The sequence below is a fragment of the Accumulibacter sp. genome, assembly GCF_023806625.1.
In the GTDB taxonomy this organism is placed as follows: Bacteria; Pseudomonadota; Gammaproteobacteria; order Burkholderiales; family Rhodocyclaceae; genus Accumulibacter.
The window spans coordinates 20,532-47,530 of sequence record NZ_JAMTDX010000083.1; the positions used below are offsets into that span (position 1 = coordinate 20,532).

Annotated in this window: 25 protein-coding genes; 17 read left to right on the forward strand and 8 right to left on the reverse strand. The window is 64.0% G+C overall.

The genetic code is table 11. The features are described 5' to 3' along the window. Positions 1 to 77: 77 nt before the first annotated feature. The 3 genes from NFW05_RS13720 to NFW05_RS13730 all read right to left on the reverse strand — a co-directional run bounded on the left by NFW05_RS13720 (position 78) and on the right by NFW05_RS13730 (position 5,490). Positions 78 to 1,151 (reverse strand): 3-deoxy-7-phosphoheptulonate synthase, encoded by a 1,074-nt coding sequence (locus tag NFW05_RS13720; RefSeq protein WP_295307891.1) that lies wholly within the window; start codon positions 1,149 to 1,151, stop codon positions 78 to 80. After that, entirely contained in the window at positions 1,148 to 4,585 is a 3,438-nt protein-coding gene (gene mfd / locus NFW05_RS13725) for a transcription-repair coupling factor (protein WP_295307894.1), read from the reverse strand. The genes NFW05_RS13720 and mfd overlap by 4 nt, the downstream gene beginning before the upstream one ends. A 227-nt stretch (positions 4,586 to 4,812) precedes the next feature. Further along, entirely contained in the window at positions 4,813 to 5,490 is a 678-nt protein-coding gene (locus NFW05_RS13730; RefSeq protein ID WP_295308091.1) for a Sir2 family NAD-dependent protein deacetylase, read from the reverse strand. Between the two features lie 408 nt (positions 5,491 to 5,898). Here NFW05_RS13730 and ompA (NFW05_RS13735) point away from each other — a divergent pair, with 408 nt between their 5' ends. The 8 genes from ompA (NFW05_RS13735) to NFW05_RS13770 all read left to right on the forward strand — a co-directional run bounded on the left by ompA (NFW05_RS13735) (position 5,899) and on the right by NFW05_RS13770 (position 12,112). Next, positions 5,899 to 6,567, forward strand: coding sequence for an outer membrane protein OmpA (gene ompA, locus NFW05_RS13735; protein ID WP_295307897.1), 669 nt, complete (start codon positions 5,899 to 5,901; stop codon positions 6,565 to 6,567). A 70-nt stretch (positions 6,568 to 6,637) separates the two neighbouring features. Then, entirely contained in the window at positions 6,638 to 7,954 is a 1,317-nt protein-coding gene (locus NFW05_RS13740) for a TRZ/ATZ family hydrolase (RefSeq protein WP_295307900.1), read from the forward strand. A gap of 77 nt (positions 7,955 to 8,031) precedes the next feature. Continuing rightward, the gene (ompA, locus tag NFW05_RS13745) at positions 8,032 to 8,715 is read left to right on the forward strand and encodes an outer membrane protein OmpA (RefSeq protein ID WP_295307903.1); all 684 of its coding nucleotides are present in this window, start codon (positions 8,032 to 8,034) and stop codon (positions 8,713 to 8,715) included. A gap of 212 nt (positions 8,716 to 8,927) precedes the next feature. Beyond that, the gene (gene ubiG, locus NFW05_RS13750; protein WP_295308096.1) at positions 8,928 to 9,626 is read left to right on the forward strand and encodes a bifunctional 2-polyprenyl-6-hydroxyphenol methylase/3-demethylubiquinol 3-O-methyltransferase UbiG; all 699 of its coding nucleotides are present in this window, start codon (positions 8,928 to 8,930) and stop codon (positions 9,624 to 9,626) included. Between the two features lie 4 nt (positions 9,627 to 9,630). Next, positions 9,631 to 10,272, forward strand: a complete 642-nt coding sequence (locus tag NFW05_RS13755) for an HAD-IA family hydrolase (protein ID WP_311104711.1) — start codon at positions 9,631 to 9,633, stop codon at positions 10,270 to 10,272. Between the two features lie 3 nt (positions 10,273 to 10,275). Then, positions 10,276 to 10,665 (forward strand): CbiX/SirB N-terminal domain-containing protein, encoded by a 390-nt coding sequence (locus NFW05_RS13760; protein ID WP_295307908.1) that lies wholly within the window; start codon positions 10,276 to 10,278, stop codon positions 10,663 to 10,665. Between the two features lie 66 nt (positions 10,666 to 10,731). After that, positions 10,732 to 11,454 carry a tRNA (N6-threonylcarbamoyladenosine(37)-N6)-methyltransferase TrmO gene (gene tsaA / locus NFW05_RS13765; protein ID WP_295307910.1) on the forward strand — a complete coding sequence of 241 codons (723 nt, stop codon included), beginning with the start codon at positions 10,732 to 10,734 and terminating at the stop codon, positions 11,452 to 11,454. 190 nt (positions 11,455 to 11,644) lie between these two features. Continuing rightward, positions 11,645 to 12,112, forward strand: coding sequence for a hypothetical protein (locus NFW05_RS13770; protein WP_295307913.1), 468 nt, complete (start codon positions 11,645 to 11,647; stop codon positions 12,110 to 12,112). Between the two features lie 52 nt (positions 12,113 to 12,164). Here the strand turns inward: NFW05_RS13770 and pdxH are convergent, their stop codons facing one another. Both pdxH and NFW05_RS13780 read right to left on the reverse strand, forming a co-directional pair. Continuing rightward, positions 12,165 to 12,803 (reverse strand): pyridoxamine 5'-phosphate oxidase, encoded by a 639-nt coding sequence (gene pdxH / locus NFW05_RS13775; protein ID WP_295307916.1) that lies wholly within the window; start codon positions 12,801 to 12,803, stop codon positions 12,165 to 12,167. Positions 12,804 to 12,815: 12 nt separating this feature from the next. Continuing rightward, positions 12,816 to 14,657, reverse strand: coding sequence for a PDZ domain-containing protein (locus NFW05_RS13780; protein WP_295307919.1), 1,842 nt, complete (start codon positions 14,655 to 14,657; stop codon positions 12,816 to 12,818). A 269-nt stretch (positions 14,658 to 14,926) separates the two neighbouring features. Here NFW05_RS13780 and NFW05_RS13785 point away from each other — a divergent pair, with 269 nt between their 5' ends. The 5 genes from NFW05_RS13785 (at position 14,927) to NFW05_RS13805 (ending at position 19,850) form a co-directional block, all read left to right on the forward strand. Next, entirely contained in the window at positions 14,927 to 15,796 is an 870-nt protein-coding gene (locus NFW05_RS13785) for a glutamate/aspartate ABC transporter substrate-binding protein (RefSeq protein ID WP_295308099.1), read from the forward strand. A 91-nt stretch (positions 15,797 to 15,887) separates the two neighbouring features. Beyond that, positions 15,888 to 16,628, forward strand: a complete 741-nt coding sequence (locus NFW05_RS13790) for an amino acid ABC transporter permease (RefSeq protein ID WP_295307922.1) — start codon at positions 15,888 to 15,890, stop codon at positions 16,626 to 16,628. Between the two features lies 1 nt (position 16,629). Then, positions 16,630 to 17,310, forward strand: a complete 681-nt coding sequence (gene gltK, locus NFW05_RS13795; protein ID WP_295307925.1) for a glutamate/aspartate ABC transporter permease GltK — start codon at positions 16,630 to 16,632, stop codon at positions 17,308 to 17,310. A gap of 36 nt (positions 17,311 to 17,346) precedes the next feature. Beyond that, on the forward strand, positions 17,347 to 18,075 hold the full coding sequence (locus NFW05_RS13800; RefSeq protein WP_295307928.1) for an amino acid ABC transporter ATP-binding protein: 729 nt from the start codon (positions 17,347 to 17,349) through the stop codon (positions 18,073 to 18,075). A 320-nt stretch (positions 18,076 to 18,395) separates the two neighbouring features. Further along, positions 18,396 to 19,850, forward strand: coding sequence for an NAD-dependent succinate-semialdehyde dehydrogenase (locus tag NFW05_RS13805; protein ID WP_295307931.1), 1,455 nt, complete (start codon positions 18,396 to 18,398; stop codon positions 19,848 to 19,850). Between the two features lie 199 nt (positions 19,851 to 20,049). Here the strand turns inward: NFW05_RS13805 and NFW05_RS13810 are convergent, their stop codons facing one another. From NFW05_RS13810 to NFW05_RS13820, 3 genes are all read right to left on the reverse strand, one after another. Continuing rightward, positions 20,050 to 21,462, reverse strand: coding sequence for a DASS family sodium-coupled anion symporter (locus NFW05_RS13810; RefSeq protein ID WP_295307934.1), 1,413 nt, complete (start codon positions 21,460 to 21,462; stop codon positions 20,050 to 20,052). Then, entirely contained in the window at positions 21,459 to 21,923 is a 465-nt protein-coding gene (locus NFW05_RS13815; protein ID WP_295307937.1) for a hypothetical protein, read from the reverse strand. Before NFW05_RS13815 ends, NFW05_RS13810 begins: the two co-directional genes overlap by 4 nt. A gap of 368 nt (positions 21,924 to 22,291) precedes the next feature. Continuing rightward, positions 22,292 to 22,735: a universal stress protein gene (locus tag NFW05_RS13820; protein WP_295307940.1), complete on the reverse strand. Its 444-nt coding sequence runs from the start codon at positions 22,733 to 22,735 to the stop codon at positions 22,292 to 22,294. A 287-nt stretch (positions 22,736 to 23,022) separates the two neighbouring features. Between NFW05_RS13820 and NFW05_RS13825 the strand changes: the two genes are divergently transcribed. From NFW05_RS13825 to NFW05_RS13840, 4 genes are all read left to right on the forward strand, one after another. Further along, positions 23,023 to 23,574: a DUF2889 domain-containing protein gene (locus tag NFW05_RS13825; RefSeq protein WP_295307943.1), complete on the forward strand. Its 552-nt coding sequence runs from the start codon at positions 23,023 to 23,025 to the stop codon at positions 23,572 to 23,574. 57 nt (positions 23,575 to 23,631) lie between these two features. Continuing rightward, positions 23,632 to 24,792: an ADP-forming succinate--CoA ligase subunit beta gene (gene sucC, locus NFW05_RS13830; protein ID WP_295307946.1), complete on the forward strand. Its 1,161-nt coding sequence runs from the start codon at positions 23,632 to 23,634 to the stop codon at positions 24,790 to 24,792. A gap of 9 nt (positions 24,793 to 24,801) precedes the next feature. Beyond that, a complete protein-coding gene (sucD, locus tag NFW05_RS13835; RefSeq protein ID WP_295307948.1) occupies positions 24,802 to 25,695 on the forward strand; it encodes a succinate--CoA ligase subunit alpha in 894 nt (297 codons plus the stop codon). 318 nt (positions 25,696 to 26,013) lie between these two features. Beyond that, positions 26,014 to 26,973 carry an ornithine cyclodeaminase family protein gene (locus NFW05_RS13840; protein ID WP_295307951.1) on the forward strand — a complete coding sequence of 320 codons (960 nt, stop codon included), beginning with the start codon at positions 26,014 to 26,016 and terminating at the stop codon, positions 26,971 to 26,973. The last annotated feature ends 26 nt before the right edge of the window (positions 26,974 to 26,999 follow it).

Here is a 26,999-nt window from a genome sequence, read left to right on the forward strand (position 1 = left end):
CCGCCACCTCGCATTGGCAGCGGCGCTGCCGGAAATCGCCCGCACACAGCCGAAACCGACGACGGGCATCGGAGGGTTCAGCCGTTGCGGCCGGGCAGAACGTCACGCAACAGGTGGGCGGCGTCAAGGATCATCTTCCGGGTGGTTTCCCAGTCGACACAGGCGTCGGTGACCGAGCAGCCATAACGAAGCTGCGCGAGGTCTTCCGGGATCGGCTGATTGCCAGCGGCCAGGTTCGATTCGATCATCATTCCGACGACCGAGCGATTGCCCAGACGCACCTGGTTGACGACATCGCCCATGACTAGCGGCTGCAGCTCGTGTTTCTTGTAGCTGTTGGCGTGCGAGCAGTCGACGACGATGTTCGTCGGCAGCCCCGCCTTGCGCAGCGCCTGCTCGGCGATCTGGACACTGACCGTGTCGTAGTTGGGTCGTCCGTCGCCACCGCGCAGGACCAGGTGCCCGTAGCGGTTGCCACGCGTGCGAACGATCGACGTTCGCCCCTGGCTGTTGATTCCCAGGAAGCTGTGCGGTCGAGACGCCGAGAGGATGGCGTTGACGGCGATGACCATGTCACCGTTGGTACCATTCTTGAACCCGACCGGCGTCGACAGCCCTGAGGACATCTCCCGGTGGGTCTGGGATTCGGTCGTCCGGGCGCCGATCGCGGTCCAGGAAATCAGGTCGCCAAGGTATTGCGGCGAGATCGGATCGAGCGCCTCGGTTCCCGCGGGCAGGCCGAGCTCGGCCAGTTCGAGGAGAAAGCGACGCGCTTTCTGCATGCCCTGGTCGACACGGAAGGAGTCGTCCATGTCGGGGTCGTTGATGTACCCCTTCCAGCCGGTCGTCGTGCGGGGTTTCTCGAAGTAGACCCGCATGACGAGGTACAGCGTGTCGGCGACCTCGTCGGCGAGTGCCCTGAGGCGTTGCGCATAGTCGAGCCCGGCGACCGGGTCATGGATTGAGCAGGGCCCGACGACGATGAACAGGCGATGATCGATGCGGTCGAGAATGTTCCGCAGCGCCTCGCGCCCCTTCATGACCAAGCGGGCTGCAGCCGGTGAAAGAGGCATCCGGGCAAGGATGTCGTCCGGTGTGGGCATCGGATCGAAGGCGCTGACGTTGATGTTGTCTATATTCAGAGTGCTCATGATCGGCTCTTGCAACTGAGTTGGCGGACGACGTCCCTGACCGCGGCGACACGGTCGGCGAGGGTGGCACAGTTCCGCCGGACGAGCAGCCTGTCCGGTCCCGCCAGGCGGAAATTGCGATCCTTCTGGATCAGTTCGATGATTCGCTGCGGATCGATCGGTGGATCGGCGGTGAACTGGATGAGCAGTTGCTCGCTGCCCGCGTCAACCCGGGCAATCCCGAGGGGTTTGCAGAGCAGGCGCAGGCGATGACTGTCGAGCAGCGCTTCGGCCTGCGCTGGGAGTTCACCGAAACGGTCTATCAGCTCTTCCTGAAGTTCTCCGAGGGCCTCGGCGGTCTGGCAGTCTGCCAGTCGCTTGTACAGGCGCAGGCGTTCGTGGACGTCGGGTGCGTAGTCGTCAGGCAGCAGCGCCGGCGTGTGCAGCTTGATTTCCGTGGCGATCGCCAGCGGCTCCGTCAGGTCTGGCTCGATGCCCTCCCTCAGGGCTGCGACGGCGCGAGCGAGCATTTCGCTGAACAGGTGGAAACCGACCTCCTGCATTTCTCCCGACTGGCGCGCGCCGAGGACTTCGCCTGCCCCACGGATTTCCAGGTCGTTCATCGCCAGGTAGAAGCCGGCGCCGAGTTCGTCCATCGCCTCGATCGCCTCGAGGCGCTGTCTGGCCTGCTTGTTGAGCATGGCTTCGCCGTCGATCAGCAGGTAGGCGTAGGCCTGATGGTGGGAGCGTCCAACCCGCCCGCGCAACTGGTGCAGCTGTGCCAGGCCGAACTTCTCGGCGCGGTTGATGACGATCGTATTGGCGTGCGGATTGTCGATGCCGGTTTCGATGATCGTCGTGCAAAGCATCAGGTTTGCCCGCTGCTGGGTGAAGTCACGCATCACGCGCTCGAGTTCGCGTTCCCTCATCTGGCCGTGGCCGACGACGATGCGCGCCTCGGGAAGCAGTCTGGCAAGCCGCTGGCGCATGTTCTCGATCGTCTCGACCTCGTTGTGCAGGAAATAGACCTGGCCTCCGCGTTTGAACTCGCGGAGCAGCGCCTCACGGATGATTCCTTCCGAGAAACGGGTGACGAAGGTCCTGATCGCCAGACGTTTCTGGGGTGCCGTGGCGATGACCGAGAAGTCGCGCAGGCCTTCGAGCGACATCGCCAGCGTGCGCGGGATCGGTGTCGCCGTCAGGGTCAGCACGTCGACCTCCGCACGCAGCGCCTTGAGCGCTTCCTTCTGGCGAACGCCGAAGCGGTGCTCCTCGTCGATGATCACCAGGCCGAGTCGCTTGAAACGGACGTCCTGCTGCAGAAGCCGGTGCGTCCCGATGACGATGTCCAGTCGGCCATCGGCCAGTTCGGCAAGTGAGCGGCTGGCCTCGCGAGCGCTCCGGAAGCGCGATAGTTCGGCGATGCGCACCGGCCATTCGGCGAAGCGGTCGCTGAAGGTCTGGAAGTGCTGTTCGCATAGCAGCGTCGTCGGACAGAGCACCGCTACCTGTCGGCCGCCGGCGACGGCGCAGAATGCGGCGCGCAGCGCCACTTCGGTCTTCCCGAAGCCGACGTCGCCACAGACCAGACGGTCCATCGGCTGGCCAGAGCGCATGTCGTCGATGACCGCGGCGATCGCCGTCGCCTGATCGGTCGTCTCCTCGAAGCCGAAGCCGTCGGCGAAAGCCTCGTAATCGTGGGAGCTGAACTTGCACGCGTGGCCCTGCCTCGCGGCCCGTGCGGCGTAAAGCGCGAGGAGTTCTGCGGCCGTATCGCGGGCCTGGAGCGCGGCTCGGCGCCTGGCCTTCTCCCATTGCTGGGAACCCAGTGCGTGCAGGGGAGCGCTGTCCGGGTCGGCCCCGGAGTAGCGGGAGATGAGGTGCAACTGCGCGACGGGAACGTAGAGCCGTGCGTCGTTCGCGTAGTGCAAGGCGAGGAACTCCATCGGCCCCTCGCCGAGGTCGAGATGGACTAGCCCCTGGTAGCGTCCGACTCCGTGCTGCTCATGAACGACCGGTGATCCGGCCTTGAGTTCGCTGAGATCGCGTAGCCAGTGGTCAACAGACGTCTTGCGCTGCGCGGCTCGCTGCGTTCGCCGCGTCGGGCTGTCTGCGAAAAGCTCGGCTTCGGTGATGATCGCCAGGTCGTCGAGCACGAATCCCGAGTGAAGCGGTGAGACGGCCAGCGCCACTCGCTGCTCGCTGGCCAGGAACTCCGCGAAGCTGCTGGTTCCCGGCGTAACTAGTCCGTACTCCCTGAACAGTGCGGCGACAGTCTCGCGACGGCCGGGCGTTTCGGCAAGCACCAGCACGCGTCCGGTGAATCCCGTGAGAAAGGCGTGCAGCCGGGCGAGCGGGTTGTCCGCGCGACGCTCGACAGCCACCTGTGGTATGGCCTGCGCCGGGCCATCCTCGCCAGCGCGCAGGGCAACACGCCCGTGGGAGCGGGCGGCGACGAAGAAGGATTCCTCGGAGAGGAAGAGCTCGGCCGGCGGAAGCAGGGGCCGTGTCCGGTCGCCGGCGAGGAGATCGTACCGCGATCGCGTCTCCTGCCAGAACGCATGGATGGCCTCCGGGACATCCCCATGCAGCCAGAGCACGGCTCCTTTCGGCAGGTAGTCGAAGAGAGTCGCTGTCTGCTCGAAAAACAGCGGCAGCCAGTACTCGACACCAGCTGCCGGAATCCCGTCCGATACGTCCCGATAGATCATCGATCGGGCAGGGTCACCTTCAAACACTTCGCGAAAGCGCTGGCGGAACCGGGCGCGTCCCTTTTCATCGAGAGGGAACTCGCGCGCCGGGAGCAGACGGACTTCTGGAACAGGGTAGAGGCTCCGCTGGCTATCCACATCGAAGGTCCTGATGCTCTCGATTTCGTCGTCGAAGAGGTCCAGGCGGTAGGGCAGGGCCGAGCCCATCGGGAAGAGATCGACCAGCCCGCCGCGGATCGAATACTCTCCGGGCGCGACGACCTGCGTGACGTGTGTGTAGCCGGCTAGAGTCAGCTGCGAGCGGAATCGAACGGCATCGAGCCTCTCTCCCTGCTTGAGGAAGAACGTGTAGGCAGCGAGATACGCGGGGGGTGGCAAGCGATAGACCGCAGTGCTGGCCGGCACGAGGAGGACGTCACACTCCTCGCGCATCACTGCGTACAGAGTCGCCAGGCGGTCGGAAACCAGATCGTGGTGCGGCGAAAAGCTGTCGTATGGCAACGTCTCCCAGTCGGGCAGCAGGCGGACACGCAGCCGTGGAGTGAACCAGGGGATCTCCTCGAGCATTCGATGGGCGTCGCCGGCGTTCGCGGTGATGACGGCGAGCAACCGCGGGGAGGCGCTGTCGGTCTCCCTGCTGGCGCTGTCGGCCAGCAGCAGGGCGTCGGCAGAGCCGGCAAACGACGGGAACTGGACCCGGTCACCGGGTTTGGGCAGCGGCAACCGTGCAAGTGCTAAGGTCAACGGGGCAACTCGTGAAGCGGCTGCGTGACGAGCCATCGCGATGGCAGGCCGGTCAGCCTGGCCGACGAAAACTCGAAATTATATCGGACTCGGCCGTCAGGTCGGGCAACGCATCAGCGTTGCGAGGGTCACGCCGAGGCTGAGTACGGCTCAACCAGCCCCCTGTCATTCCACGCCGTTTGCTCGTCCGGCAGGTCTGGGGTGGCGGGCAACAGGGAGGACCGAGATCATGCATTGGGTTCGATGACCCGGCACAGCGCCTCGAAGAACTCCAATGCGCCGCTGCGAATCGAGAAGTCGGCCAGGCCTGACAGCGCCGTCGGATGCGGGTTGACCTCGATCACCCTGGCCCCTGAGCTCTTCGCCCAGACCGGTGGACGTGCAGCGGGCTGCGCCGTAAAGGACGTTCCCACGGAAAAGAATGCGTCAGCACGGAGGCTCTCGTTTTCGGCAGCGCTGAAGACCTCTTCGTCGAGCATCTCGCCGAACATCACCAGGTCGGGATGCACCGGGGCGCTGCATGCCGGGCAGTCGAACGGCTTGCTGGAGTCCGGATCCCAACACTCTGCGAAACCGCAGCGCAGGTGGCAGCGAACACGGTGGATGGTTCCGTGTATTTCCAGCACGCGCTGGTTGCCAGCGTTGGCGTGATAGCCGTCCACATTCTGCGTGATGACCGTGAAGCGCCTGCCCGCGGTCAGTTCTTCGAGACGGGCAAGCGCGCGGTGGCCGGCGTTGGGACTCCGGTCGTCGACGAGGCCCTTGAACTGTCGCAACCACTCCCAGGCGCGCTGCGGATTGCGGAGGAAGCCGGCGATACTGGCGACCTCGTCCGGATCCACATTGTTCCAGAGACCTGTCGCGCCATCGCGGAAGGTCGGAATGCCGCGGTCGGCGGAGACAATCCCGCGCCGCCAAAGACGACGATCTGCCGGGCCTTGTGCAGAATGTCGGCGATCGGTTCAAGGCCTCGTCGTGCCACGCGTGCCTGCCTCGGTCAGCGATTCGCGTCGAGTCTGGATTGTCGCACGCAATTGGCATGCCCAGCACCGGCGACAGCTCAGGGCCGGCCGCCGCCGGTGCCCCGGTGAGCCGCCGGGCCGCGGGTCAGAGCCAGACGGGCGGGCTCGGGGCGGTCGCGAGATGGTCCGCGTGGGCCGGTTGGGCCGTGCGATCGTTGTATAAATGCGACACAATGTCGGGTCAATGCTTGAAGCAAATCAAGTTTGTATGCTTAAATCTCCCGACTGCGCAAAAATCGCATCGCGTCACACGCATTCGGACCTAACAGAGATTACTCGAGGAGGAACATCTTGAAATCGACAATCATTACTACCCTGCTGGCCTCTATCGGCCTGTTCGCAGCGGCTGGCGCCGTGCGTGCCCAGACCGCTGGTGATCGCGTCTACGTGATCGACCAACGCGGTGAAGTCGTGCTAAGCGGCACCGGCCTGTGCTGGCGGACCGGTTTCTGGACTCCGGCTGCCGCGGCGAAGGATCCTGCCGGTTGCAAGTGCGACAAGGACCTCCTGCCGAAGGAAGTCTGCGAGCCACCAGTGGCCCAGGCTACCCCGCCGGTGGCCAAGCCTTCGGGTGACAAGATCACCATTGCCGCCGATGCGCTGTTCGACTTCGACAAGGCGACGCTGCGTCCGGAAGGCAAGAAGAGGCTCGACGAAGTCGCCGCCAAGTCCAAGGAAATCAAGCTCGAAGTGATCATTGCCGTGGGCCACACCGACCGCATCGGCTCCGACGCGTACAACCTGAAGCTGTCTGACCGCCGCGCGGCGTCGGTCAAGCAGTACCTGGTGAGCAAGGGCATCGATGCGAACCGCATCTACACCGAAGGCAAGGGCGAGAGGAATCCGGTCACCGGCGACAAGTGCAAGAACATGGGTCCCGAGACCGGCAAGAACAAGAAGCTGGTCGAGTGCCTGCAGCCCGACCGTCGCGTCGACATCGAACTCATCGGCACCAAGTAAGCCCGGTGCGACACCCGAAAAACCCCGCTCCGGCGGGGTTTTTTTTAGGCCAGACTGATTCATCAGGGACATGACCCAGGCCGTCGACCTGATCATCGAGGCACGCTGGACGGTTCCCGTCGATCCGCCAGGGCGGGTGCTCGAGAATCATGCGGTTGCGGTAGACGGGGGCAGGATCGTCGCGCTGGCACCGATCGCCGAAGTCGCCGGGCGCTTCATCGCGCGCAGCCGACAGAGGCTGACGCAGCACGTGCTGATTCCCGGTCTCGTCAATCTGCATACCCATGCAGCGATGACCCTCCTGCGTGGGCTCGCCGATGACCTGCCGCTGATGGAATGGTTGCAGCAGCACGTCTGGCCGGCTGAAGCGCAGCACGTTTCGGCACAATTCGTTCATGACGGCACGCGGATTGCCTGCGCGGAGATGCTTCGCGGGGGCATCACCTGTTTCAACGACATGTACTTCTTCCCTAAGGCTGCTGCCAGAGCGGCGCTTGCTTCGGGGATGCGGGCCGCGATCGGTCTGATCGTCGTCGATTTCCCGAGCAATTACGCGGCAGACCCGGACGACTACCTGGCCAAGGGGCTGGCGGTTCGCGACGAACTGCTCGACGAACCGCTCCTCGCTTTCTGTCTCGCGCCGCATGCTCCGTACACCGTTGGCCAGCGCAGTCTGAGCCGCGTTCTGACGCTCGCCGAGCAGATCGAACTGCCGATTCATCTGCATCTGCATGAGACCGTCCAGGAGATTGCCGACAGCATCCAGCGCTTCGGCGTGCGGCCGATCGAACGCCTGCGCCGGCTCGGCTTCCTGTCTCCGGGCCTGATTGCCGTGCACGCCGTGCACCTCGACGATTCCGAAATCGGTCTGCTTGCCGAACACGGCTGCTCCGTCGCGCACTGCCCGAGTTCCAATCTCAAGCTGGCCAGTGGTCTGGCACCGGTCACTGATCTGGCAGCGGCCGGAGTCAATCTCGGGCTCGGGACCGACGGGGCGGCCAGCAATAACCGGCTGGACCTGTTTCAGGAAATGCGCCTGGCCGCGCTGCTTGCCAAGCAGCAGGGTGGGCGTGCCGACGCGCTGAATGCCCATGCCGTGCTGCGCATGGCCACGCTCGGCGGTGCTCGAGCGCTCGGCCTGGATGAGAGTATCGGCTCGATCTCGCCGGGCAAATGGGCCGACCTCTGCGCCGTCAGGCTCGACGACGTCTCGCTCGCGCCCTGTTACGATCCGGTTTCCCAACTCATCTATTCGGCAGGACGTGAGCATGTCTCGCATGTCTGGGTGGCGGGGTGCTTGCGCGTCGGAGACGGCCAACTCCTCGACCAGGACTCGGCCGCATTGATCAAACTGGCCCTCCTGTGGCAAAATAAAATTCGTCCGTAATGAAGTCCGGTCGACAACGAGGCACAACAGGCCATGCGGACATCTGCCGCAGGCTCCAACTAACGAGGGAAACACAGATGAACAAGACTGCAAGAAACTCCATCATGGCCGTGCTCGCCGTTGCCGCTGTCGGCTTCGGCGCCTCGCTCGCCCAGGCCCAGACCTCGATTCCTCTCGATCGCGTCTATGTCATCGATCAGCGCGGTGAAGTCGTGATCAGTGGTAACGGCTTGTGCTGGCGGACCGGTTTCTGGACTCCGGCTGCCGCGGCCAATGACCCGGCGGGCTGCAAGTGCGACAAGGATCTGCTGCCGAAGGAAGTCTGCGAGCCACCAGTGGCCAAGGCTACCCCGCCGGCGGCCAAGCCTTCGGGTGACAAGATCACCATTGCCGCCGATGCGCTGTTCGACTTCGACAAGGCGACGCTGCGTCCGGAAGGCAAGAAGAGGCTCGACGAAGTCGCCGCCAAGTCCAAGGAAATCAAGCTCGAAGTGATCATTGCCGTGGGCCACACCGACCGCATCGGCTCCGACGCGTACAACCTGAAGCTGTCTGACCGCCGCGCGGCGTCGGTCAAGCAGTACCTGGTGAGCAAGGGCATCGATGCGAACCGCATCTACACCGAAGGCAAGGGCGAGAGGAATCCGGTCACCGGCGACAAGTGCAAGAACATGGGTCCCGAGACCGGCAAGAACAAGAAGCTGGTCGAGTGCCTGCAGCCCGACCGTCGCGTCGACATCGAACTCATCGGCACCAAGTAAGCCCGGTGCGACACCCGAAAAACCCCGCTCCGGCGGGGTTTTTTTTGCCCGCGCGGGCGAAGCGAGATGGCGGCGGGGATCCTCGGTCGGGCCTGAACGGCAAGAGCGGGGCGGCATTCATGCGTCTGCTCGGGTGACGAGAGGACGATGACCCACATCCTGTGCCACGAAGCCGTAAAATGCGCACGATCGCCACGCCCTGCACCGATCCGATGACCAACGCCGACCAGAGCGAACTCGACAAATTCAGCCAGCTGGCCCATCGCTGGTGGGACCCGAACAGCGACTTCAAGCCGCTGCACGATATCAATCCGCTGCGTCTCGCCTGGATCGACGGATGCTGTTCCCTGGCCGGACGGCGCGTGCTCGACGTCGGTTGCGGCGGGGGATTGCTATCCGAGGCGATGTCTGCTGCCGGGGCGACGGTGAGCGGAATCGACCTGTCGGACAGGGCGCTGAGCGTGGCTCGCCTCCACCTTCTGGAAAGCGGACGATCAGTCGACTACCGCAAGATTTCTGCGGAAGACCTGGCTGTGCGGGAAGCGGGAAGCTACGACGTCGTCACCTGCATGGAACTGCTCGAGCATGTCCCTGATCCGCGAAGCATGGTTGGCGCGTGCGCTGCGCTGGTCAGGCCAGGAGGCGATGTCTTCTTTTCGACGATCAACCGCAATCCGAAGGCCTACCTGCTCGCGGTCATTGGCGCGGAGTACCTGCTCAGGATGTTGCCCAGGGGAACCCATGATTACTCGCGATTCATTCGGCCGTCGGAGCTGGCGCGCTGGGCCAGGCAGGTCGGTCTCGATCCCCGTGAACTGCGCGGAATGAGCTACAACCCTCTCTCGGGCCGTTATTCGCTGGTCGCCGATACGCAGGTCAATTTCCTTTTTCGCGCCGTCAGGAATGCCTGACGCGGTGCTCTTCGATCTGGACGGAACCTTTGCTGACACGGCTCCGGATCTGGCAGCAGCGCTGAACCGTCTGCGCTCGGACCTGGGCCTGACGGCCGTGGATTCCGCCCGGCTACGCCCATTCACTTCGCAGGGTGTTCGCGGCATGCTCCGGGCGGGACTCGAGATGTTTCCTGGGGATCCCCTCTATGCCGATTTTTACGAGCGTTTCCTGGTTTATTACAGTCAGGATCTGTGTGTCGACACGATTGTCTTTCCGGGCATCGAGGAACTGCTCCGGCGCTTCGAAGCCGTCGGCTCACCCTGGGGAATCGTGACCAACAAGGCTCAGCGCTTCACCTTGCCGCTGCTCAGCCGGCTCGGTTACGCGAAACGCGCTGCCTGTGTGGTCAGTGGCGATTCGGCACGACGAGCGAAGCCGGCTCCGCACCCGATGCAACTGGCCTGCAGGCTGATCGGCAGGGATCCCGAACAATGCCTGTATGTTGGCGACGACCTGCGCGACATCCAGGCGGGCCGGGCGGTCGGGATGGTCACCGTCGCAGTGCGCTACGGTTACCTCGGCGACGGCGAGCCGATCGAGTCCTGGGGGGCCGACCACGTGGTCGACGATGCTGGCGAGATCGCTGTCCTGGCGGGCATGTAACGGATGCGGGCGTCAGAAGTGCCGGGAACGGCGCTGATCCTTTTTGCGCACGGCGCACGCGACCCTGAATGGGTGGAGCCCATTCGCCGCGTTCGCGCGACGCTTGCTGCTCGCGCTCCGGAAGTTCGTGTCGAACTCGCCTTCCTCGAATTCATCGCCCCGAACCTGCGCGATTGTGCGGAATTCCTGGTCGCGGGAGGCGTCGAGCGCATTCTCGTCCTGCCGATGTTCATCGCCCGGGGTGGGCATCTCAAGCGCGATATCCCACGACTCATCGAGGATCTCCGGGCGCGCCATCCGCAGGTGAGCTTCGAACTCGCTCCAGCGATTGGCGAGGTCGAGTCGGTTATCCAGGCAATGGCCAGTTACGCCCTGGCATTGGCCACGCGGTGACCCGCGGCGTGACGAGGGCCGTTCCCAAAGGCGGCGGAGCGGCTACGGTGCCAGCAATGGCCGTCTATGGGTTCAGGTAGCTACGGCATGGGTGACTACTCATGCTCACCGATCGGCTACATGGCGACGCCGTTCCGCGACCGCTTTGGTATCCCCCGGCAGCCACGACTGGCACCGCACGCCCACGGTGAACTGCGCCTCTTGCGACCCTATGACCGACCCGAGGCCGTGCGCGGGCTCGAGGGCTTCTCGCACGTCTGGCTGAGCTTCGTATTCCATCAGACCGGCGCCTGGTGGAGCCCGACGGTTCGTCCGCCGCGGCTTGGCGGAAATCGGCGCGTGGGCGTGTTCGCCAGTCGCAGTCCTTTTCGGCCCAATCGTCTGGGCCTTTCCCTGGTCGAGTTGCTCGGCGTCGACACCCGCGATGGCGTTCGCCTGACTTTCGGGGGAGTCGATCTGCTCGACGGAACTCCGGTGCTCGACATCAAGCCTTACCTGCCGTCGATCGAGAGCGAGCCGGCTGCACGCAGTGGCTTCGCCGATCGCGCACCGCCGCAGTTGGCCGTCGAGCTGAGCGCGGCCGCGGCTCGCCAACTGTCGCAGTACCAGTCGAACTGGCCAGATCTTGCGCCGCTGCTTGCCGAGGTGCTGGCCCAGGATCCACGGCCCGCGTATGCCGACGATCCGTGTCGGTCCTATGGCTTTCGTCTCTTCGACCTGGAGATCAGATGGCGCTGCTCCGGTGGCACGGCCATCGTCGAACAAATCTTCGAGGTGCACGGCGTTTGATCGCCCGGTCGTGCCCGGCTTCTTCGGGCTGGTTGACCGACCGCCCTGTCGGCGTGGATCGTCCCTGTTGCGTTAAGATGAAAATCGAGTGAGCGGCGCGGATCCTTGTGGCTGCGCAGCGCTGGCGCGTCGTCTGCGCCGGCAGACCAACCTTCTGGTGGCCCAATCTCGTCAGCTGGAGATCATCGTGATGAAATGGACCTGCAGTGCGCTTGTGCTGCTCGTCGCCGGTCTGGCCCAGCCGGCGCTCAGTGAGGCAGGCGGTGGCTATGTCGCCGGGTCGGTGGTCGTGGGTGCGCCGGGTCCGCCACCCGGGCCGCCGCGCGCAGGGTATTATGGGCCGCGCGGATACTACGGGCCACGCGGCGGATACTACGGGCCGGGCGTTGGCGTGTACCTGGGAGGGCCATGGGTATGGCCCTGGGTCTGGGGCCCCCCGGCGTACTATCCGCCAACGGTCGTCTATCCTCCGGTCGTGACTGTCCCGCCACCCGTCGTCTACATAGAGAAAGGGACCGGTAGCCCCTCGACGATCCCCGAAGGTGGTAGTGGTCTCGAACCGGGCTACTGGTACTACTGTCGCGAGCGCGGGGCGTATTACCCGGCCGTCCTGCAGTGCCCGGGGCCGTGGGAGAAGGTTCCGCCGCTCAAGGATTAGGCGAGGGCAGCCTGGACTCGGGTGGCGGCCGCAGCGGAATCGCTGCGGAGAGTCAGGGAGCGAGACGTTCGCGTATCCATCGCTGGCTGTCGTCGAGCCGATAGCGCAGGCGGTCGTGCAGACGGCTTTTCCGACCTTGCCAGAATTCCCAGGTATCCGGCTGCAGGCGGTAGCCACCCCAGTGCGGCGGTCGCGGCGGCTGGAGGAGGAACTTCGCGCTGAAGCGAGCCGCGTTGCTGATCAGCACGCCGCGGCTGCCGATCACCTGGCTTTGCGGACTGGACCAGGCGCCAATCCTCGAATCGAGGGGGCGTGTGGCGAAGTAGGCGTCGCTCTCGGCCTCGCTGACCTTTTCGACCCGGCCCTCGATGCGCACCACACGCTCGAGTTCGACCCAGTGAAACTGCAGCGCTGCCCACGGGTTGCCCGTCAGCTCGCGGCCCTTGCGGCTTTCGTAGTTGGTAAACCAGGTGATTCCCCGTTCATCATACCCCTTGATCAACACGACTCTCGTCGAAGGGCGTTGATTGCTGCCGACGGTGGCCAGGGTCATCGCATTCGGCTCGGGGACGCGCGCGCTGATCGCTTCGTTGAGCCACCGGGTGAACTGTCTGAGCGGGTCAATGTCTGCCGATTCCTCGCTGAGTTCGGCGCGCTCGTAACTTTTTCGCAGATCGGAGAGTCGGGTCATGCTGATCGTCGATCAATCGGGGGAGGGGCAATCCGTCCCGTATAGCCAGCCCCGCCGCAAGGGGTTGCTCTTCGTCGCGATCATCAGTCTGTGACAGTCACGAGGTGGTGCAGCGAGCCTGACCGTAAAGTCCATGAGTTCGTCACGGCGGAAAACGTGGACAGTAAACTCATCTCCTGCCCGGTGTCGACCGAGCAGTCGTTCGAGACTGGCGGGCGTGACACGCAAGCCGTTGACCGCCACGAGGAGGTCATTCGCCGACAGGCCGGCAGACTGGGCAGCACCACCATCGTAGACCGTCGTCAGTCGAAGCTCGTTGCCTTCGCTCGCGGTGCGTATGCCCAGTGAAGGCGCCCTCGACGAAGGACTGCGCTTGAGGCGTATGCCGAAGGGCCTGAGCAGGCGAGCCAGGTCGATGTCGCTTGTCCCGTGCACCGCATCGGCAAAGAAAGCTTCGAGATCGAGGCCGGAAAGCTCTTCGGCGATCAGGCGGATGTCGTCGTCGCCGACGCCACGCATGTCTTCCGGTGCGCCGTGGCGTAGCCAGAGAGCACGCATCACGTCGTCGAGCGAGACACGCCCCGCTGTCCCGGCACGCAAGGTGAGGTCCAGTGCCAGAGCGACCAGAGCGCCCTTGGCGTAGTAGCTGACCGACGTGTTCGGAGTATTCTCGTCGGGACGGTAAAACTTCGTCCAGGCGTCGAAACTGGCTTCGGCGAGGGTCTGTCGCTGCCGGCCGGGTTCGCGGTGAACCCTGTCGATCGTTCTGGCCAGCCCGCTGAGCCACTCTTTCGCGGGGATCAGGCCGCAGCGCAACAACGCGAGTTCGTCGTAATAGGAGGTGAAGCCCTCGAATGCCCAGAGCAGGCTGGTGTAGTTCTCCACATCGAGGTTGTAGCTGGCGAAGGCTTGAGGTCTGATCCGCTTGACGTTCCAGGTGTGGAAGTACTCGTGGCTGCACAGACCGAGGAAGCCGCGGTAGCGTTCCGGCAAGCCGCGCATGCCGAGGTAAGGCAGGTCGTCGCGCGCGCAGATCAGGGCGGACGATGCGCGATGCTCGAGCCCGCCGTACGCGTCTCCTACGGCAGTGACCAGGAACAGGTAGCGGGACATCGGAGCCGGTTCCCCGAAGAAGCGTATCTGCCATTCGCAGAGACGCCTCAGATCGGCGGTCAGACGTTCAACGTCGCAGTCGTGGCGCCCGGTGATCGCGACCTCGTGGACGACGCCACAGGTCGGAAAGCCGGCCAGGGTGAACGTGCCCATCTCGACGGGATGGTCGATGAGTTCTTCGTAGTCGGCTGCGCGGTAGAGACCGAAACCATTCTGCCTCGCTGCTCCACTTTCACCATCGGCGGGAGGAAGGGTCGTCGCTACCCGCCAGTTCTCGTATTCCTTGCCCACAGGTCTGCGGAGATCGACCAGGCAGGCTGAGCCCTCGCGGCCGACAACGCGGAGGAACACGCTCGTCCCGTTGAAGAACGCGTGCGTCGGATCGACGTGTGCCCCGCGTACCGACAGATCTGCGGCATAGACCTCGGAGACCACGCTCAACGCGGCACCGCTGGCCAGCGGCGGAGCTTGCCAGGTGTGCTTGTCGATCTTGACCAGCGGTACATGTTTACCCGCGCATTCCGCACGGATGCTCACGATGTGTCGGGCGAAGTCACGGATCAGATAACTGCCCGGAATCCATGCCGGGAGAGCAAAGCGCTGCCCAGCCTCGTCCGGGTTGTCGACGGTGCATCGGACTTCGAGCCGGTGGGCTGCGAGCTTGCTGGGGACGATGCGGTAACGGACGCTGGCGGACTTCATCAGGCACGCGGCTACGTGGTGTTGGCGGCAGATGCGCATTCTACGACCTCGGCAGGGCGCGGTGCCGGGTCGTCACCCGGCGCCGGCGGGCGACGGGTGACGACCCGCGCCTCGCGCGGTGGGTCATCGACTAGGCAAGCCAGACCGATCGGTGGTGCAATGTCCCGAGTCGAGTCGGGGATTGCTTGGCTATCCGATTAAGTCGTGACACAATCGAATGCTGACAGATCTTGCCGAAGCAGGCTTGCCCACGCCACGAGAAAGGAGACCCCATGTTCAGGCTCACCAGACCCCTTGCCGTCGCCACCATGCTTTCCGCTGCGATGTTCTCGGCATCGGCCATCGGCCAGGAACCGACCGGGACGCTGAAGAAGATCAAGGACAGCGGAGTCATCTCTCTGGGCCACCGCGAGTCGTCGATCCCTTTCTCGTATACCGATGACAAGCAGCAGGTCATTGGCTATTCGCACGAACTGATGCTCAAGGCCGTCGAGGCCGTCAAGGCCGAACTGAAACTCGCCAAACTGGATGTCAAGCTGATTCCGGTGACCTCGCAGAACCGGATTCCGCTGGTCCAGAACGGCACGGTGGACATTGAATGCGGGTCGACGACGAACAATACCGAGCGGCAGAGGCAGGTCAGCTTCTCGAACAGCATCTTCATCATCGGCACCCGGCTGATGACCCGGAAAGACTCGGGAATCAACGACTTTCCCGAGCTGGTGGGGAAGAACGTGGTGACCACAGCCGGGACGACCTCCGAGCGTCTGCTGCGCAAGATGAACGAGGAAAAGCAGATGAAGATGAACATCATCAGCGCCAAGGACCACGGCGAGTCTTTCCTCACCCTGGAGACGGGTCGCGCGGTTGCGTTCATGATGGACGATGCGCTGCTCTACGGCGAAATGGCCAAAGCCAAGCGTCCGTCCGACTGGGTCGTCGTCGGGACTCCGCAGTCATACGAGGCCTACGGCTGCATGATGCGCAAGGATGATCCGGCGTTCAAGAAGGTCGTCGATAATGCCCTGGCCAAGGTCATGACTTCGGGCGAGGTCGAGAAGATCTACGAGAAGTGGTTCCTGCAGCCGATCCCGCCGAAGGGACTGAACCTCAACTTCCCGCTGTCGACGGCGGTTCGCAACCTCTACAAGTCGCCGAACGACAAGGCCTTCGAGTAGATGTTAGCGTCCCTCTCGACCGAGATTCGGCCGCAGCCGGGGCGACTCGAGGGATAGGGGGCCGGTCGCCTCGTCTCCTGGAGAAGTACGAATGGCTTACAACTGGCACTGGGGGGTGTTCCTTCAGCCGACGGCGACCGGCGACGGTGCGACGTATCTGGACTGGATGATCCAGGGGCTGAAGATGACCGTCGCACTGTCGCTTTCGGCCTGGCTGATCGCCCTGGTCATCGGCGCCGTGATCGGTGTTCTGCGCACAGTCCCGGGCGTCTGGCTGTCCGCCATCGCGACTGCCTACGTCGAGTTCTTTCGCAACATCCCGCTGCTGGTCCAACTCTTCCTGTGGTATTTCGTCGTTCCCGAACTGCTCCCCGAGAGCCTCGGAACGGCGTTCAAACAGACGCACCCGGTTCTGCAGCAGTTTCTCGCGTCGATGGTCTGTCTGGCGCTGTTCACCAGTGCACGCGTCGCCGAACAGGTGCGTTCGGGAATCAATTCGCTGCCGCCGGGGCAGAAGAACGCGGGGCTCGCGCTGGGCTTCACGCTTGCCCAGACCTACCGCTATGTCATGCTGCCGATGGCCGTGCGGCTGATCGTGCCGCCGTTGACCTCCGAGTTCCTGAACATCTTCAAGAACTCCGCAGTCTGTTCGACGATCGGCCTTCTCGAGCTGGCTGCCCAGGGACGGCAACTCGTCGATTACACGGCGCAGCCGTACGAGTCGTTCATCGCGGTGACCGTCGCCTACCTGCTGATCAACGTCGTCGTGATGTTCGGAATGCGCTGGGTCGAAGGTCGCGTGCGCGTCCCGGGATACATCGGAGGCAAGTGACATGCACGAGTTCGACTGGTCCTCGATTCCCGGCTCTCTCCCCTTCCTCTGGCAGGGGATGAAGGTCTCTCTGGAGATCACGATCAGCGCCGTCGTCTTCGGCATCGTCTGGGGGACACTGCTCGCCCTGATGCGCCTGTCCGCGATCGGTCCTCTGGCGTGGCTGGCAGCCGGCTACGTCAATCTTTTCCGTGCCGTGCCGCTGGTCATGGTTCTGCTGTGGTTCTTCCTGATCGTTCCGCATCTGCTCGAGAGCCTTTTCGATCTGCCGCGTGGAGCGGATGTCAGACTGATCTCGGCGATCACCGGTTTTGCCCTATTCGAAGCCGCGTATTACTCGGAGATCATCCGCGCGGGGATCCAGTCGGTTCCAAAGGGGCAGATGGCGGCGGCCAGTGCGCTCGGCATGACCTACGCGCAGGCCATGCGCCTGGTGGTCCTGCCCCAGGCGTTCCGCAACATGGTCCCGCTGCTCCTGACACAGGGAATCATCCTCTTTCAGGACACCTCACTGGTTTACGTCTCGGCGCTGGCGGACTTCTTCGGCGCGGCCTACAAGGTCGGCGACCGCGACGGGCGGCTCGTCGAGATGCTGCTCTTTGCCGGTGCGATCTATTTCGTGCTCTGTCTCGGAGCCTCGCGGATCGTTCGTCACTACCAGAACAAGCTGAAGACAGCCTGAGGCCGGCATCGCCGCCACGTTGAGGAAAGACTGCCGATGATTTCGATGAACAAGGTCAGCAAGCATTACGGAACGTTTCAGGTGCTTGCCGAGTGCACGACGCAGGTCCAGAAGGGCGAGGTGATCGTCGTCTGCGGTCCCTCGGGGTCCGGGAAATCGACGCTGATCAAGTGCGTGAATGGTCTGGAGCCTTTCCAGAGCGGCGAGATCATCGTCAACGGGATATCGGTCGGAGACCCGAGGACCAACCTTTCGAAGCTGCGCTCGACCGTCGGGATGGTCTTCCAGAACTTCGAGCTCTTCCCGCACATGAGTATCATCGACAACCTGTGCATCGCCCAATTGAAGGTGCTCGGACGAACCCGGGAACAGGCGCGCGACAAGGGTTGCAGGTTGCTCGACCGGGTCGGTCTGGGGGCGCAGGCCGAAAAGTACCCAGGTCAGCTCTCCGGCGGACAGCAGCAACGCGTGGCGATCGCCAGGGCGCTGGCCATGGATCCGATCTGCATGCTCTTCGACGAGCCGACTTCGGCTCTTGATCCCGAGATGGTCAACGAAGTGCTCGACGTGATGACCGAACTGGCCCAGGAGGGGATGACCATGATGTGCGTGACGCACGAGATGGGCTTCGCCAGGCGGGTGGCCAATCGAGTGATCTTCATGGACCAGGGACGGATCGTCGAGGATGACAGCAAGGAAGCGTTCTTCGAGCATGCCCGTTCCGAGCGGGCACAGCAGTTCCTGGCCAAGATCCTGCATCACTGATCCCCACCTCACGGGGCGAATCGGCACTCGGTTGCCGTATCGTGTGCCGGCCCGGTTGTCGTCCCACCGGTCGGGCGTACGACGGGGCGGGCAGGGTTGTCCGTCGGTCGCGAGCGCTGGCCTGCCGGAGGCGGGATTTGGCGTCGCCCGGGACGATTTTTTCGGTAACGCGCGCAAACCGCCCAATGTTCAGGATGGCTGTTTGCGGCAGGCGGTGCCAAGGCGAGTAGAGTGGACTCTGACGCGCTGTCCGCGGAAAGCCGCCTACGGCAACCCGCGGGGAGGCGCGCCGATGGACCACGTGCCAGGGAGACAAGCCAATGGACCTTTCCGACAAGTCGCTGCTGAAGCAGTTGTGCTACATCGATGGGCAATGGGTCGGTGCCGACGGTGCGAAAACCTTCGCGGTCGTCAACCCGGCGACCGGTGAACAACTCGCCGCCGTTCCCGACGCGGGCGCAGCCGAGACGCGGCGGGCAATCGAAGCGGCGCGGCTAGGTCAGTCGGGCTGGCGCGCGAGGACCGCCGGAGATCGGGCGCGGATTCTCCGGCGCTGGTACGAGCTGATCCTCGGGAATCAGGAGGATCTGGCGCGACTGATGACTGCGGAGCAGGGCAAGCCGCTCGCCGAGTCACGCGGCGAGATCGCCTACGCGGCGTCGTTCATCGAGTGGTTCGCCGAAGAGGGCAAGCGTACCTATGGGGACGTGATTCCGCCGCATCAGGCCGACAAGCGAGTGCTGGTGGTGAAGGAACCGATTGGCGTCTGTGCGGCGATTACCCCTTGGAACTTTCCGGCGGCGATGATCACGCGCAAGGTTGGCCCGGCGCTGGCGGCTGGCTGTACGGTCGTCCTCAAGCCGGCGGAGGCGACGCCGCTATCGGCCCTCGCGCTTGCCGAGCTCGCGGCCCGCGCGGGGGTTCCCGGGGGGGTGTTCAACGTGGTCACCGGAGACCCGGTGGCCATTGGTCGGGAGCTTTGCGCCAATCCTGTCGTGCGCAAGCTCAGTTTCACGGGGTCTACCGAAGTCGGCCGAATCCTCATGCAGCAGTGCGCACCGTCGATCAAGAAGCTGTCGCTCGAACTCGGCGGGAACGCGCCGTTCATCGTTTTCGACGATGCCGACCTCGACGCCGCGGTGCAGGGCGCGATGGCCTCGAAGTACCGCAACTCTGGCCAGACCTGTGTCTGCGCCAACCGGCTTCTCGTTCAGCAGGGAATCCATGACGCGTTCGTCGAACGGCTGGCCACGGCCGTCGCCGGGCTGCGTGTCGGAAATGGTGCCGAGGAAGGCGTCAGTCAGGGACCGCTGATCGACGTCGCTGCCCTGGCCAAGGTCGAGGAACTGGTCGAAGACGCCCGCGCCGCGGGCGCACGACTGGTTTGCGGTGGCCGGCGCCACGGCCTGGGCGGCACCTTTTACGAGCCGACGATCCTGGCGGGTGTGACGCCACAGATGCGCATTGCCCGCGAGGAGGTATTCGGGCCCGTCGCCCCGGTGTTCCGTTTCGCGACCGAGGCCGAGGCAGTGGCCTTGGCCAACGATACCGAGTATGGCCTGGCTGCGTACTTCTATACGGCGAATCTGGCGCGCAGCTTTCGCGTGTCCGCCGCTCTCGAGTACGGCATCGTCGGCATCAATACCGGACTGATCTCGACCGAGGTTGCCCCGTTTGGCGGCATGAAGTCTTCCGGCCTCGGGCGCGAGGGTTCGAAGTACGGTATCGAAGACTATCTCGAGATCAAGTACCTCTGTATCGGCGGAGTTGGCTGAAGGGCGCCGAGAACTCTCGCGGTGAGCGGCGCACGACGCGAGAACCGAGCCGGCCGACGAGTCGAACTGCCGAATCGTCGGGAGACGGCCGAGGCCAGGTGTCGTGGGGAATGGCGCACGCTACCGTGGTCGGTCTCTCGTACGCCGGCATGTGCGGGCTGGTTCGCTGGGCTGGAGTTCGTGGGCCAGCCGCGACCGTTCAGCCGATCCAGAGGATCCACGGTGTGCCGACGACGAGAAAGATCAGCGCGGCGAACAGGGTCGTCAGCAGACCGAGCCGGTACAGTTCGCCCTGCGTGAGATAACCGGCGGCGACGAAGATGATGTTCTGGCTGCCGCCCTGTGGCGTGATCGTCGAGAAATAGCTGCTGGCGAACATCAGCGCAAAGGCCATCAGCTGCGTTGGAACGCCGGTCTTCACGCCGACGTCGAGAAAGACCCCAAGCAGCGCGAGGATGTGTGCTCCCTGGCTGACGAACAGGTAGTGGAACAGGATGTAGATGCCGAGTAGCGAGACATACGCGACCGGCCAGGAAACTTCGCTGAACGCCGAGGCCAGGCGTTCGCCCACGTAGCTCATGAACCCCAGTTCGTTGAGCTGTGCGCTCAGGCCGAAGAGGACGGCAAGCCAGATGAAGGTGACCAGCGTACCCCCCTGCTCGTGGATGTCGTTCAGGGTCAGCACGCCGGTGACGAGGGCGACCGCGAATCCAGCGATGGCGATCGCCGTCGGGTTGATGTTGAACGGCGCAGCGAGAATCCACGCGACGATCATGCTGACGAAGGTGGCCGCGGTGATCCACTCGTGGCGAGACATCGGTCCCATCGTGTGCAACTGTCGGCGCGCCGCTTCGGGTGCTTCCGGAGTGTCCGTCACTCCCGGTGGGAAAAGGCGGTAGAGGAGCAACGGCAGAAGCGCGATGGTCAGCAGCGCGGGAATCGACGAGACGAGCAGCCACGAGCCGAAGGTGATCTTCAGGCCGTATTCGGCGGCGATCGACACCGCGACCGGATTGCCTGATGTGGCGGTCAACCACAGCGCCGAGGTGATGGCCAGGCTGGCCATTCCACAGAACATCAGGTAGCCGCCGAGCCGTCGTGTGCTTTCTTCCTCGGGCATCGACCCGCCTCCCTGTGCGAGGCCCAGAATGACCGGGAACAGCACACCTCCGCGCGCGGTGTTGCTGGGGAACCCCGGAGCGATCAGCGTATCGGTGATGAAGATGCTGTACGCCAGACCCAGGGTGGACCCGCCAAATATCGATACGACCTGCAGACTGATCCGCCTGCCGAGTCCGCACTTGACCACCGCCTGCGCGACGAGGAACGCGACGACGACGAGCAGGACAGTCGGATTGGCGAATGCGGCGAAAGCTTTGGCCGGAGTCAGCGTGTAGGTCAGGACTACGATTGCCGCAGCGAGCAGCGCTGCGGTCAGCAGCGGCAAGGCATTGACGACGACAGCGGCGATCGCCGCCGCGAAGACGGCGAAAAGATGCCAGGCCTCGCGGGTCAGACCCTCGGGAACGGGGAGGAACCACAGGCCGAGAAAGAAGACGACGATGCCCAGCAGCCGCGCGTGCCTTTTCCACCAGGGGGTCGCTGCGCTCATCGCGGATTTTCCCGACTGCCGCCTGCTGCGGCGTCTTTCGTCGCGTCGGGTTCAGGCAACTGCGCCCAGCCATTGAGGCCGACGACCCTGCCGACGACCTCTCCGGATTCCCCGTCATCGATACGCTTCCACTTGAAGCTGTAGCCGCCGCTGATTCCGGTCCAGCGGCCCGTTCCGCCGGTGAACCTTCCTTCGATCGCCTTCCCGGCGCCGACGTGTTCTCCGTGCAATTCGCTGAACACCTTGTCACCCCGTTCGTCGGTCCATACGCTGCGCGCCTCGAGGCCGCTGGCGCTGTCAGTGAAACCGATCGCCTCGGCGCGGAAGCCGATGTCGAGCCGCTGCTTTCCGCTGAGCATCAGGGCGCCACTCAAGGCGAAGATTCCCGCCTCACGTCCGTTCTCCAGACCGAGGACCTGCCTGCTGCCCGTTGCCGTCCAGTTGCCGGTGAAGTTGCGCATCTCCCTCGCCGGCACCACCGGCGAAGGATCAGGCGGCCCGCAGCCAACGAGGAGGAGAATCCCCAGTGCTGCGCCGCATCGCGCAAAAAGGAATCCGGACGAGCCGGTTGACCGAGGCATGGTCGTATCCCAGTTTGTCAGGCGAACGGACCCGTGACGGCCTGCCGTTTCGTCGTCCGCCGATTCGTCGGGCAACTTGCCCGTGCTTCCCTTTGAGCCTAGCAGCTTGCCAGCGGCTTGCCTAGCCTGCGTCGTGTCCGGTTCGTCAGTTCGCCGGCGCAGCAGTCGTGCGTGGAGGCTGCGAAATGCATTTGCTCGGGGCAGTTCGCGCGCACCCGTCGTCGCTCGGCGTGGAGCGAGATCCGCATTCAGCGATAAACGAGAACGGGGATCTTCGATGAAGACAGCACCTTGTAGGTCTCGCTGCCCAGGAACAGCGCCTTGACCCCGCTGCGCCCGTGGGAGGCCATGAAGATCAGATCGCAGCCAGCCTTGTTCGCCGCGTCAATGATCGCCTGGTACGGCGCGTCGCTGGTCGCCGTGCGACTGTCTGCCGGAACCCCCGCCTTCCGGCACAGGTCGAGGACGGAATCGAGTATCCGCTTCGCGTGCCGGTCGACGAGCCCGGCAAACCTTTCGGGTTTGGCCGGTCCCGAAGGCGCGCCATCGTCGTAGAAGCTTTCCGGGTAGGGTGGCTTGACATGGAAAGCGGTGATCCGCGCACCGGTGTCCCTGGCCAGGGCGACCGCGGCGCGCGCAGCTGCCATGGACAGCTCGGAGCCGTCGCTGGGAACCAGAATGTGTCTGTACATCAAGCCACCTCCGGGAATCGGACGCTCACTCGCCCACTTCAGCCTGACAGTCCATATTCACGCAAATCGGGTCGCCGATCAAGCTGCGGAGGACGTCCTGGGCGTCGCCCGGCCTGCTTTCTTTCCATTCCGACCAGGCGCTTCGGACGTTCCGGGCCAACCTGCCCTGGTGACCGAAACCGGGCTCGTAATTATGAATTTTCCAGGGAGGTGGCCCGCGTTCTGTAGTAGAATTTCTCACCGGCCGCGAGGCTTTCGCACGCTCGCCGAGCTCCCCAGGATCCGCGATGCCGCTCCCACCGCCCACTGCTGAACGCACCCGTCTGCACGTCCGCAGCGTTCAGCTTGGCGGCTACCGGCGAAGCGACGGTCGCTATGACATCGAAGCTCGCCTGACCGACAGCAAGGATCACGATTACCATCTGTCCTCGGGCCTGCGGCGCCGGGGAGAAGCGGTTCACGACATGTGGGTGCGGGTGACGATCGACGGCCAGATGAACGTCGTTGACGCCGTGGCCTGTATCGACGCGATGCCTTACGCCGGCTATTGCGATCGGATCGCTCCGGACTATGCGCAGCTCGTCGGCCTGAATCTCTTCCACGGCTTCCGGACGGCCGTCAGGACTCTCTTTCGCAGCACGCGTGGATGCTCGCATCTCAGCGAACTGCTGATGTTCCTCCCGACCGCAGCGCTGCAGACCTTCGCCAGCGAAGTTCGCGACAACCAGGACACCGGGCACAAGCCCTATCAGCTCGACCGGTGCCACGCGCTGGACTCGCATTCGGAAGCGGTACGGCGCTACTACCCGCGCTGGTACCGCAGCCAGAAGCCTGGGTAGGCCCTCCTGCCCCAGGTCGATTACCTTTCGCAACCTCAACTCGAGCAAGGAAAACGCATGAAAATTCACGAATATCAGGGCAAGGAACTGCTCAGGAAATTCGGCGTCGTCGTGCCGCGAGGCGTGTTCTGTCCAACCGTCGCCGACGCGGTGAAGGCAGCCGAAACCCTGGGTGGCAGCGTCTGGGTGGTCAAGGCCCAGATCCACGCCGGTGGTCGTGGCAAGGGCGGCGGAGTGAAGGTGGCCAAGTCGCTCGATGAAGTGCGCAAGTATGCCGAACAGATTCTCGGCATGCAGCTGGTCACGCACCAGACCGGGCCGGAAGGGCAAAAGGTCCGCCGGCTCCTCGTCGAAGAGGGCGCAGACATCCGGAAGGAGTACTATGTTGCGGCGCTGACCGATCGGGCGAGCCAGAAGGTGGCGATGATGGCTTCTTCGGAAGGCGGAATGGATATCGAAGAGGTCGCGCACAAGACTCCGGAAAAGATTCTCAAGGTGTTCATCGACCCCGAGGAAGGGTTGACCGACGAGCAGGCGGCGCAGCTGGCCAACGGCATCGGCGTTCCCGCCGGATCGGTCGACCGGGCCATCGCGACCTTCAAGGGGCTATACCGGTGCTACATGGAGACCGATGCCTCGCTCGCCGAAATCAATCCGCTGATTCTTGAGGGCAATGGCAACATCAAGGCCCTCGACGCCAAGTTCAACTTCGATTCGAATGCCCTGTATCGCCAGCCCGAGATCGTGGCCTTCCGTGATCTGGACGAGGAAGACCCCGACGAGCTCGAGGCTTCGAAGCACGACCTCTCGTACATCTCGCTCGACGGCAACATCGGCTGCCTGGTCAATGGGGCGGGTCTGGCCATGGCGACGATGGATACGATCAAGCTGTTCGGCGCCGAGCCGGCCAACTTTCTCGACGTTGGCGGCGGTGCGACGACCGAGAAGGTCACCGAAGCTTTCAAGATCATGCTCAAGAATCCCAAGGTCAAGGGCATTCTGGTCAACATTTTCGGCGGGATCATGCGCTGCGACACGATCGCTACCGGCGTCGTCGCGGCAGCCCGCGAGACGCATCTGTCCGTCCCGCTGGTCGTGCGCATGAAGGGGACCAACGAGGATATCGGCAAGAAGATCCTCAGCGATTCGGGACTGCCGATCATCACTGCCGATTCAATGGCGGATGCCGCCACCAAGATCGTCGCTGCGGTCAGTTAAGGAGCCACCATGTCGATTCTGATCAACAAAGACACCAAGATCATCACCCAGGGGATCACCGGCAAGACCGGCCAGTTCCATACCGAGAAATGCCTCGAGTACGCCAACGGCAGGAACTGCTTCGTCGCTGGGGTGAATCCGAAAAAGGCTGGGGAGAGCATCTTCGGCGTTCCGATCTTCGCGTCGGTCAAGGAAGCCGCAGCGACCACCGGAGCGACGGTCTCGGTCATCTATGTGCCGCCTCCGGGCGCCGCTGCGGCGATCTGGGAAGCCGTCGAAGCCGACCTCGACCTGGTCATCTGCATCACCGAGGGAATCCCGGTTCGCGACATGCTGATCGTGCGCAACAAGATGAAGAAGCGCGAAGCAGCCGGCGGCAAGAAGACTCTCCTGCTTGGGCCGAACTGCCCTGGCCTGATCACTCCCGAAGAGGTCAAGATCGGCATCATGCCGGGCCACATCCACCGCAAGGGGCGTATCGGCGTCGTCTCGCGTTCCGGTACGCTGACCTATGAGGCAGTGGGCCAGCTCACCGAAATCGGTCTCGGCCAGTCATCGGCGGTCGGCATCGGTGGCGACCCGATCAATGGACTCAAGCACATCGACATCATGCGCCTGTTCAACGACGATCCGGAAACTGATGCGGTGATCATGATTGGCGAGATCGGTGGCCCTGACGAGGCCGAGGCTGCCCTATGGTGCAAGGCGAACATGAAAAAGCCGATCGTCGGTTTCATCGCCGGTGTGACGGCTCCGGCCGGCAAGCGGATGGGCCATGCCGGGGCGCTGATTTCCGGTGGGGCCGACACGGCGGATGCCAAGCTGGCGATCATGGAGGAATGCGGCTTCAAGGTGACCCGTGATCCGTCGGAAATGGGCAAACTGATCAAGGCGATGATCTAGACTGGTCGGTACTGCTGTGCACTCCCGGGAAGGGGAGGCCACGGCCTCCCCTTTTCGTCGCTGCCGGTTCGCCGTGATTTCCCGGTAGAATCTGCGTCCGTACGGGTGTCCGGAATGGTGTCTCGGCTTTGGAGGGGCTTGCCGGGGCGGGCCCGTGATCGGGCGACAGGCCTGTCGGCCACGATCGCTGGCTTGTTCACCTGGCGCGGTCGGCGCGAGAGCGTCGGGTCGACCAGCGGGCTCACAGCATGTGGCCCCGTTCGGCAGGTCACTGTTCCTGATTCCCGAGCTCCGCCGGACGGTCGAGATGAGGAAACGATGTCACTGTTTCTGCGTGAAGAAGACGTTGCAAGGCTGCTGAGCATGCGTCTGGTCCTCGACGCGGTCGAGGAGGCACATCGGGCGCTCGCGCTCGGCCATGCCTGCGACGTGCCGCGCCAGCGTACGCGCCTGCCACAGACGACGTTGCACGTTTTGCAGGGGGCCTTGCCGCAGCTTGACGTGATCGGCTACAAGGCTTACACGAGCAATCGCTCCGGCGTCCGTTTCCTGGTACACCTGTACCGGGCGTCGACCGGTTCCCTGCGCGCGGTGATCGAGGCCGACCGACTCGGAATGATGCGCACCGGCGCTGCGTCGGGGGTTGCGACGCGCTGGCTGGCGAGGCCGGATGCGTCGGTACTTGGCGTGTTTGGTGCCGGTTGGCAGGCCGAGGGACACATCGAGGCGATCGCTGCGGTGCGTCCTCTGCAGCGGGTCAAGGTTCATGCGCGCCGCGCCGGGCCGCTGGCGGCCTTCTGCAGGCGGATGTCCGAACGGCTGGCGATCGAGGTCAGTCCCGCATCCTCGCCTGAAGAAGTCGTCCGGGGTAGCGACATCGTGAGCACGATCACCTCGTCGGCTACTCCACTGTTCTCGGCGGACTGGCTGGCACCCGGTACGCACATCAACGCGGCGGGGTCGAATTCGCTAATCCGTCGGGAACTCGGCGAAGACGTCCTGAAGCGCTGCTCGCGAGTATTCGTCGACAGCGTCGAGACGGCCCTTCGCGAGGCGGGCGACTTGCTGCCCCTGCTCGAGAAGGGCCGTATTCAGGTACGGGAACTGGTCGAAATTGGCGACGTTTTGTGCGGCCGTCAGGCCGGAAGGCTCAACGCGGAGGAGATTACCCTGTTCGAGTCGCAGGGGATGGCCATTCAGGACCTGGCGGTCGCGGTGCGCGTCGAGGAGATGGCCCGTGAGCAGGGCATTGGCAGTGAATTGCCTTATGGGCTGTGATCTGGTTGCCAAGGTAAGTCGGTCTG

Coding starts and splice junctions, on each gene's coding strand:
- NFW05_RS13720 (WP_295307891.1), bottom strand. CDS start 1,151: ATGAGCACTCTGAATATAGACAACATCAACGTCAGCGCCTTCGATCCG.
- NFW05_RS13740 (WP_295307900.1), top strand. CDS start 6,638: ATGACCCAGGCCGTCGACCTGATCATCGAGGCACGCTGGACGGTTCCC.
- ompA (WP_295307903.1), top strand. CDS start 8,032: ATGAACAAGACTGCAAGAAACTCCATCATGGCCGTGCTCGCCGTTGCC.
- ubiG (WP_295308096.1), top strand. CDS start 8,928: ATGACCAACGCCGACCAGAGCGAACTCGACAAATTCAGCCAGCTGGCC.
- NFW05_RS13760 (WP_295307908.1), top strand. CDS start 10,276: ATGCGGGCGTCAGAAGTGCCGGGAACGGCGCTGATCCTTTTTGCGCAC.
- tsaA (WP_295307910.1), top strand. CDS start 10,732: ATGGGTTCAGGTAGCTACGGCATGGGTGACTACTCATGCTCACCGATC.
- NFW05_RS13770 (WP_295307913.1), top strand. CDS start 11,645: ATGAAATGGACCTGCAGTGCGCTTGTGCTGCTCGTCGCCGGTCTGGCC.
- pdxH (WP_295307916.1), bottom strand. CDS start 12,803: ATGACCCGACTCTCCGATCTGCGAAAAAGTTACGAGCGCGCCGAACTC.
- NFW05_RS13780 (WP_295307919.1), bottom strand. CDS start 14,657: ATGCGCATCTGCCGCCAACACCACGTAGCCGCGTGCCTGATGAAGTCC.
- NFW05_RS13785 (WP_295308099.1), top strand. CDS start 14,927: ATGCTTTCCGCTGCGATGTTCTCGGCATCGGCCATCGGCCAGGAACCG.
- NFW05_RS13790 (WP_295307922.1), top strand. CDS start 15,888: ATGGCTTACAACTGGCACTGGGGGGTGTTCCTTCAGCCGACGGCGACC.
- gltK (WP_295307925.1), top strand. CDS start 16,630: ATGCACGAGTTCGACTGGTCCTCGATTCCCGGCTCTCTCCCCTTCCTC.
- NFW05_RS13800 (WP_295307928.1), top strand. CDS start 17,347: ATGATTTCGATGAACAAGGTCAGCAAGCATTACGGAACGTTTCAGGTG.
- NFW05_RS13805 (WP_295307931.1), top strand. CDS start 18,396: ATGGACCTTTCCGACAAGTCGCTGCTGAAGCAGTTGTGCTACATCGAT.
- NFW05_RS13810 (WP_295307934.1), bottom strand. CDS start 21,462: ATGAGCGCAGCGACCCCCTGGTGGAAAAGGCACGCGCGGCTGCTGGGC.
- NFW05_RS13815 (WP_295307937.1), bottom strand. CDS start 21,923: ATGCGCAACTTCACCGGCAACTGGACGGCAACGGGCAGCAGGCAGGTC.
- NFW05_RS13820 (WP_295307940.1), bottom strand. CDS start 22,735: ATGTACAGACACATTCTGGTTCCCAGCGACGGCTCCGAGCTGTCCATG.
- NFW05_RS13825 (WP_295307943.1), top strand. CDS start 23,023: ATGCCGCTCCCACCGCCCACTGCTGAACGCACCCGTCTGCACGTCCGC.
- sucC (WP_295307946.1), top strand. CDS start 23,632: ATGAAAATTCACGAATATCAGGGCAAGGAACTGCTCAGGAAATTCGGC.
- sucD (WP_295307948.1), top strand. CDS start 24,802: ATGTCGATTCTGATCAACAAAGACACCAAGATCATCACCCAGGGGATC.
- NFW05_RS13840 (WP_295307951.1), top strand. CDS start 26,014: ATGTCACTGTTTCTGCGTGAAGAAGACGTTGCAAGGCTGCTGAGCATG.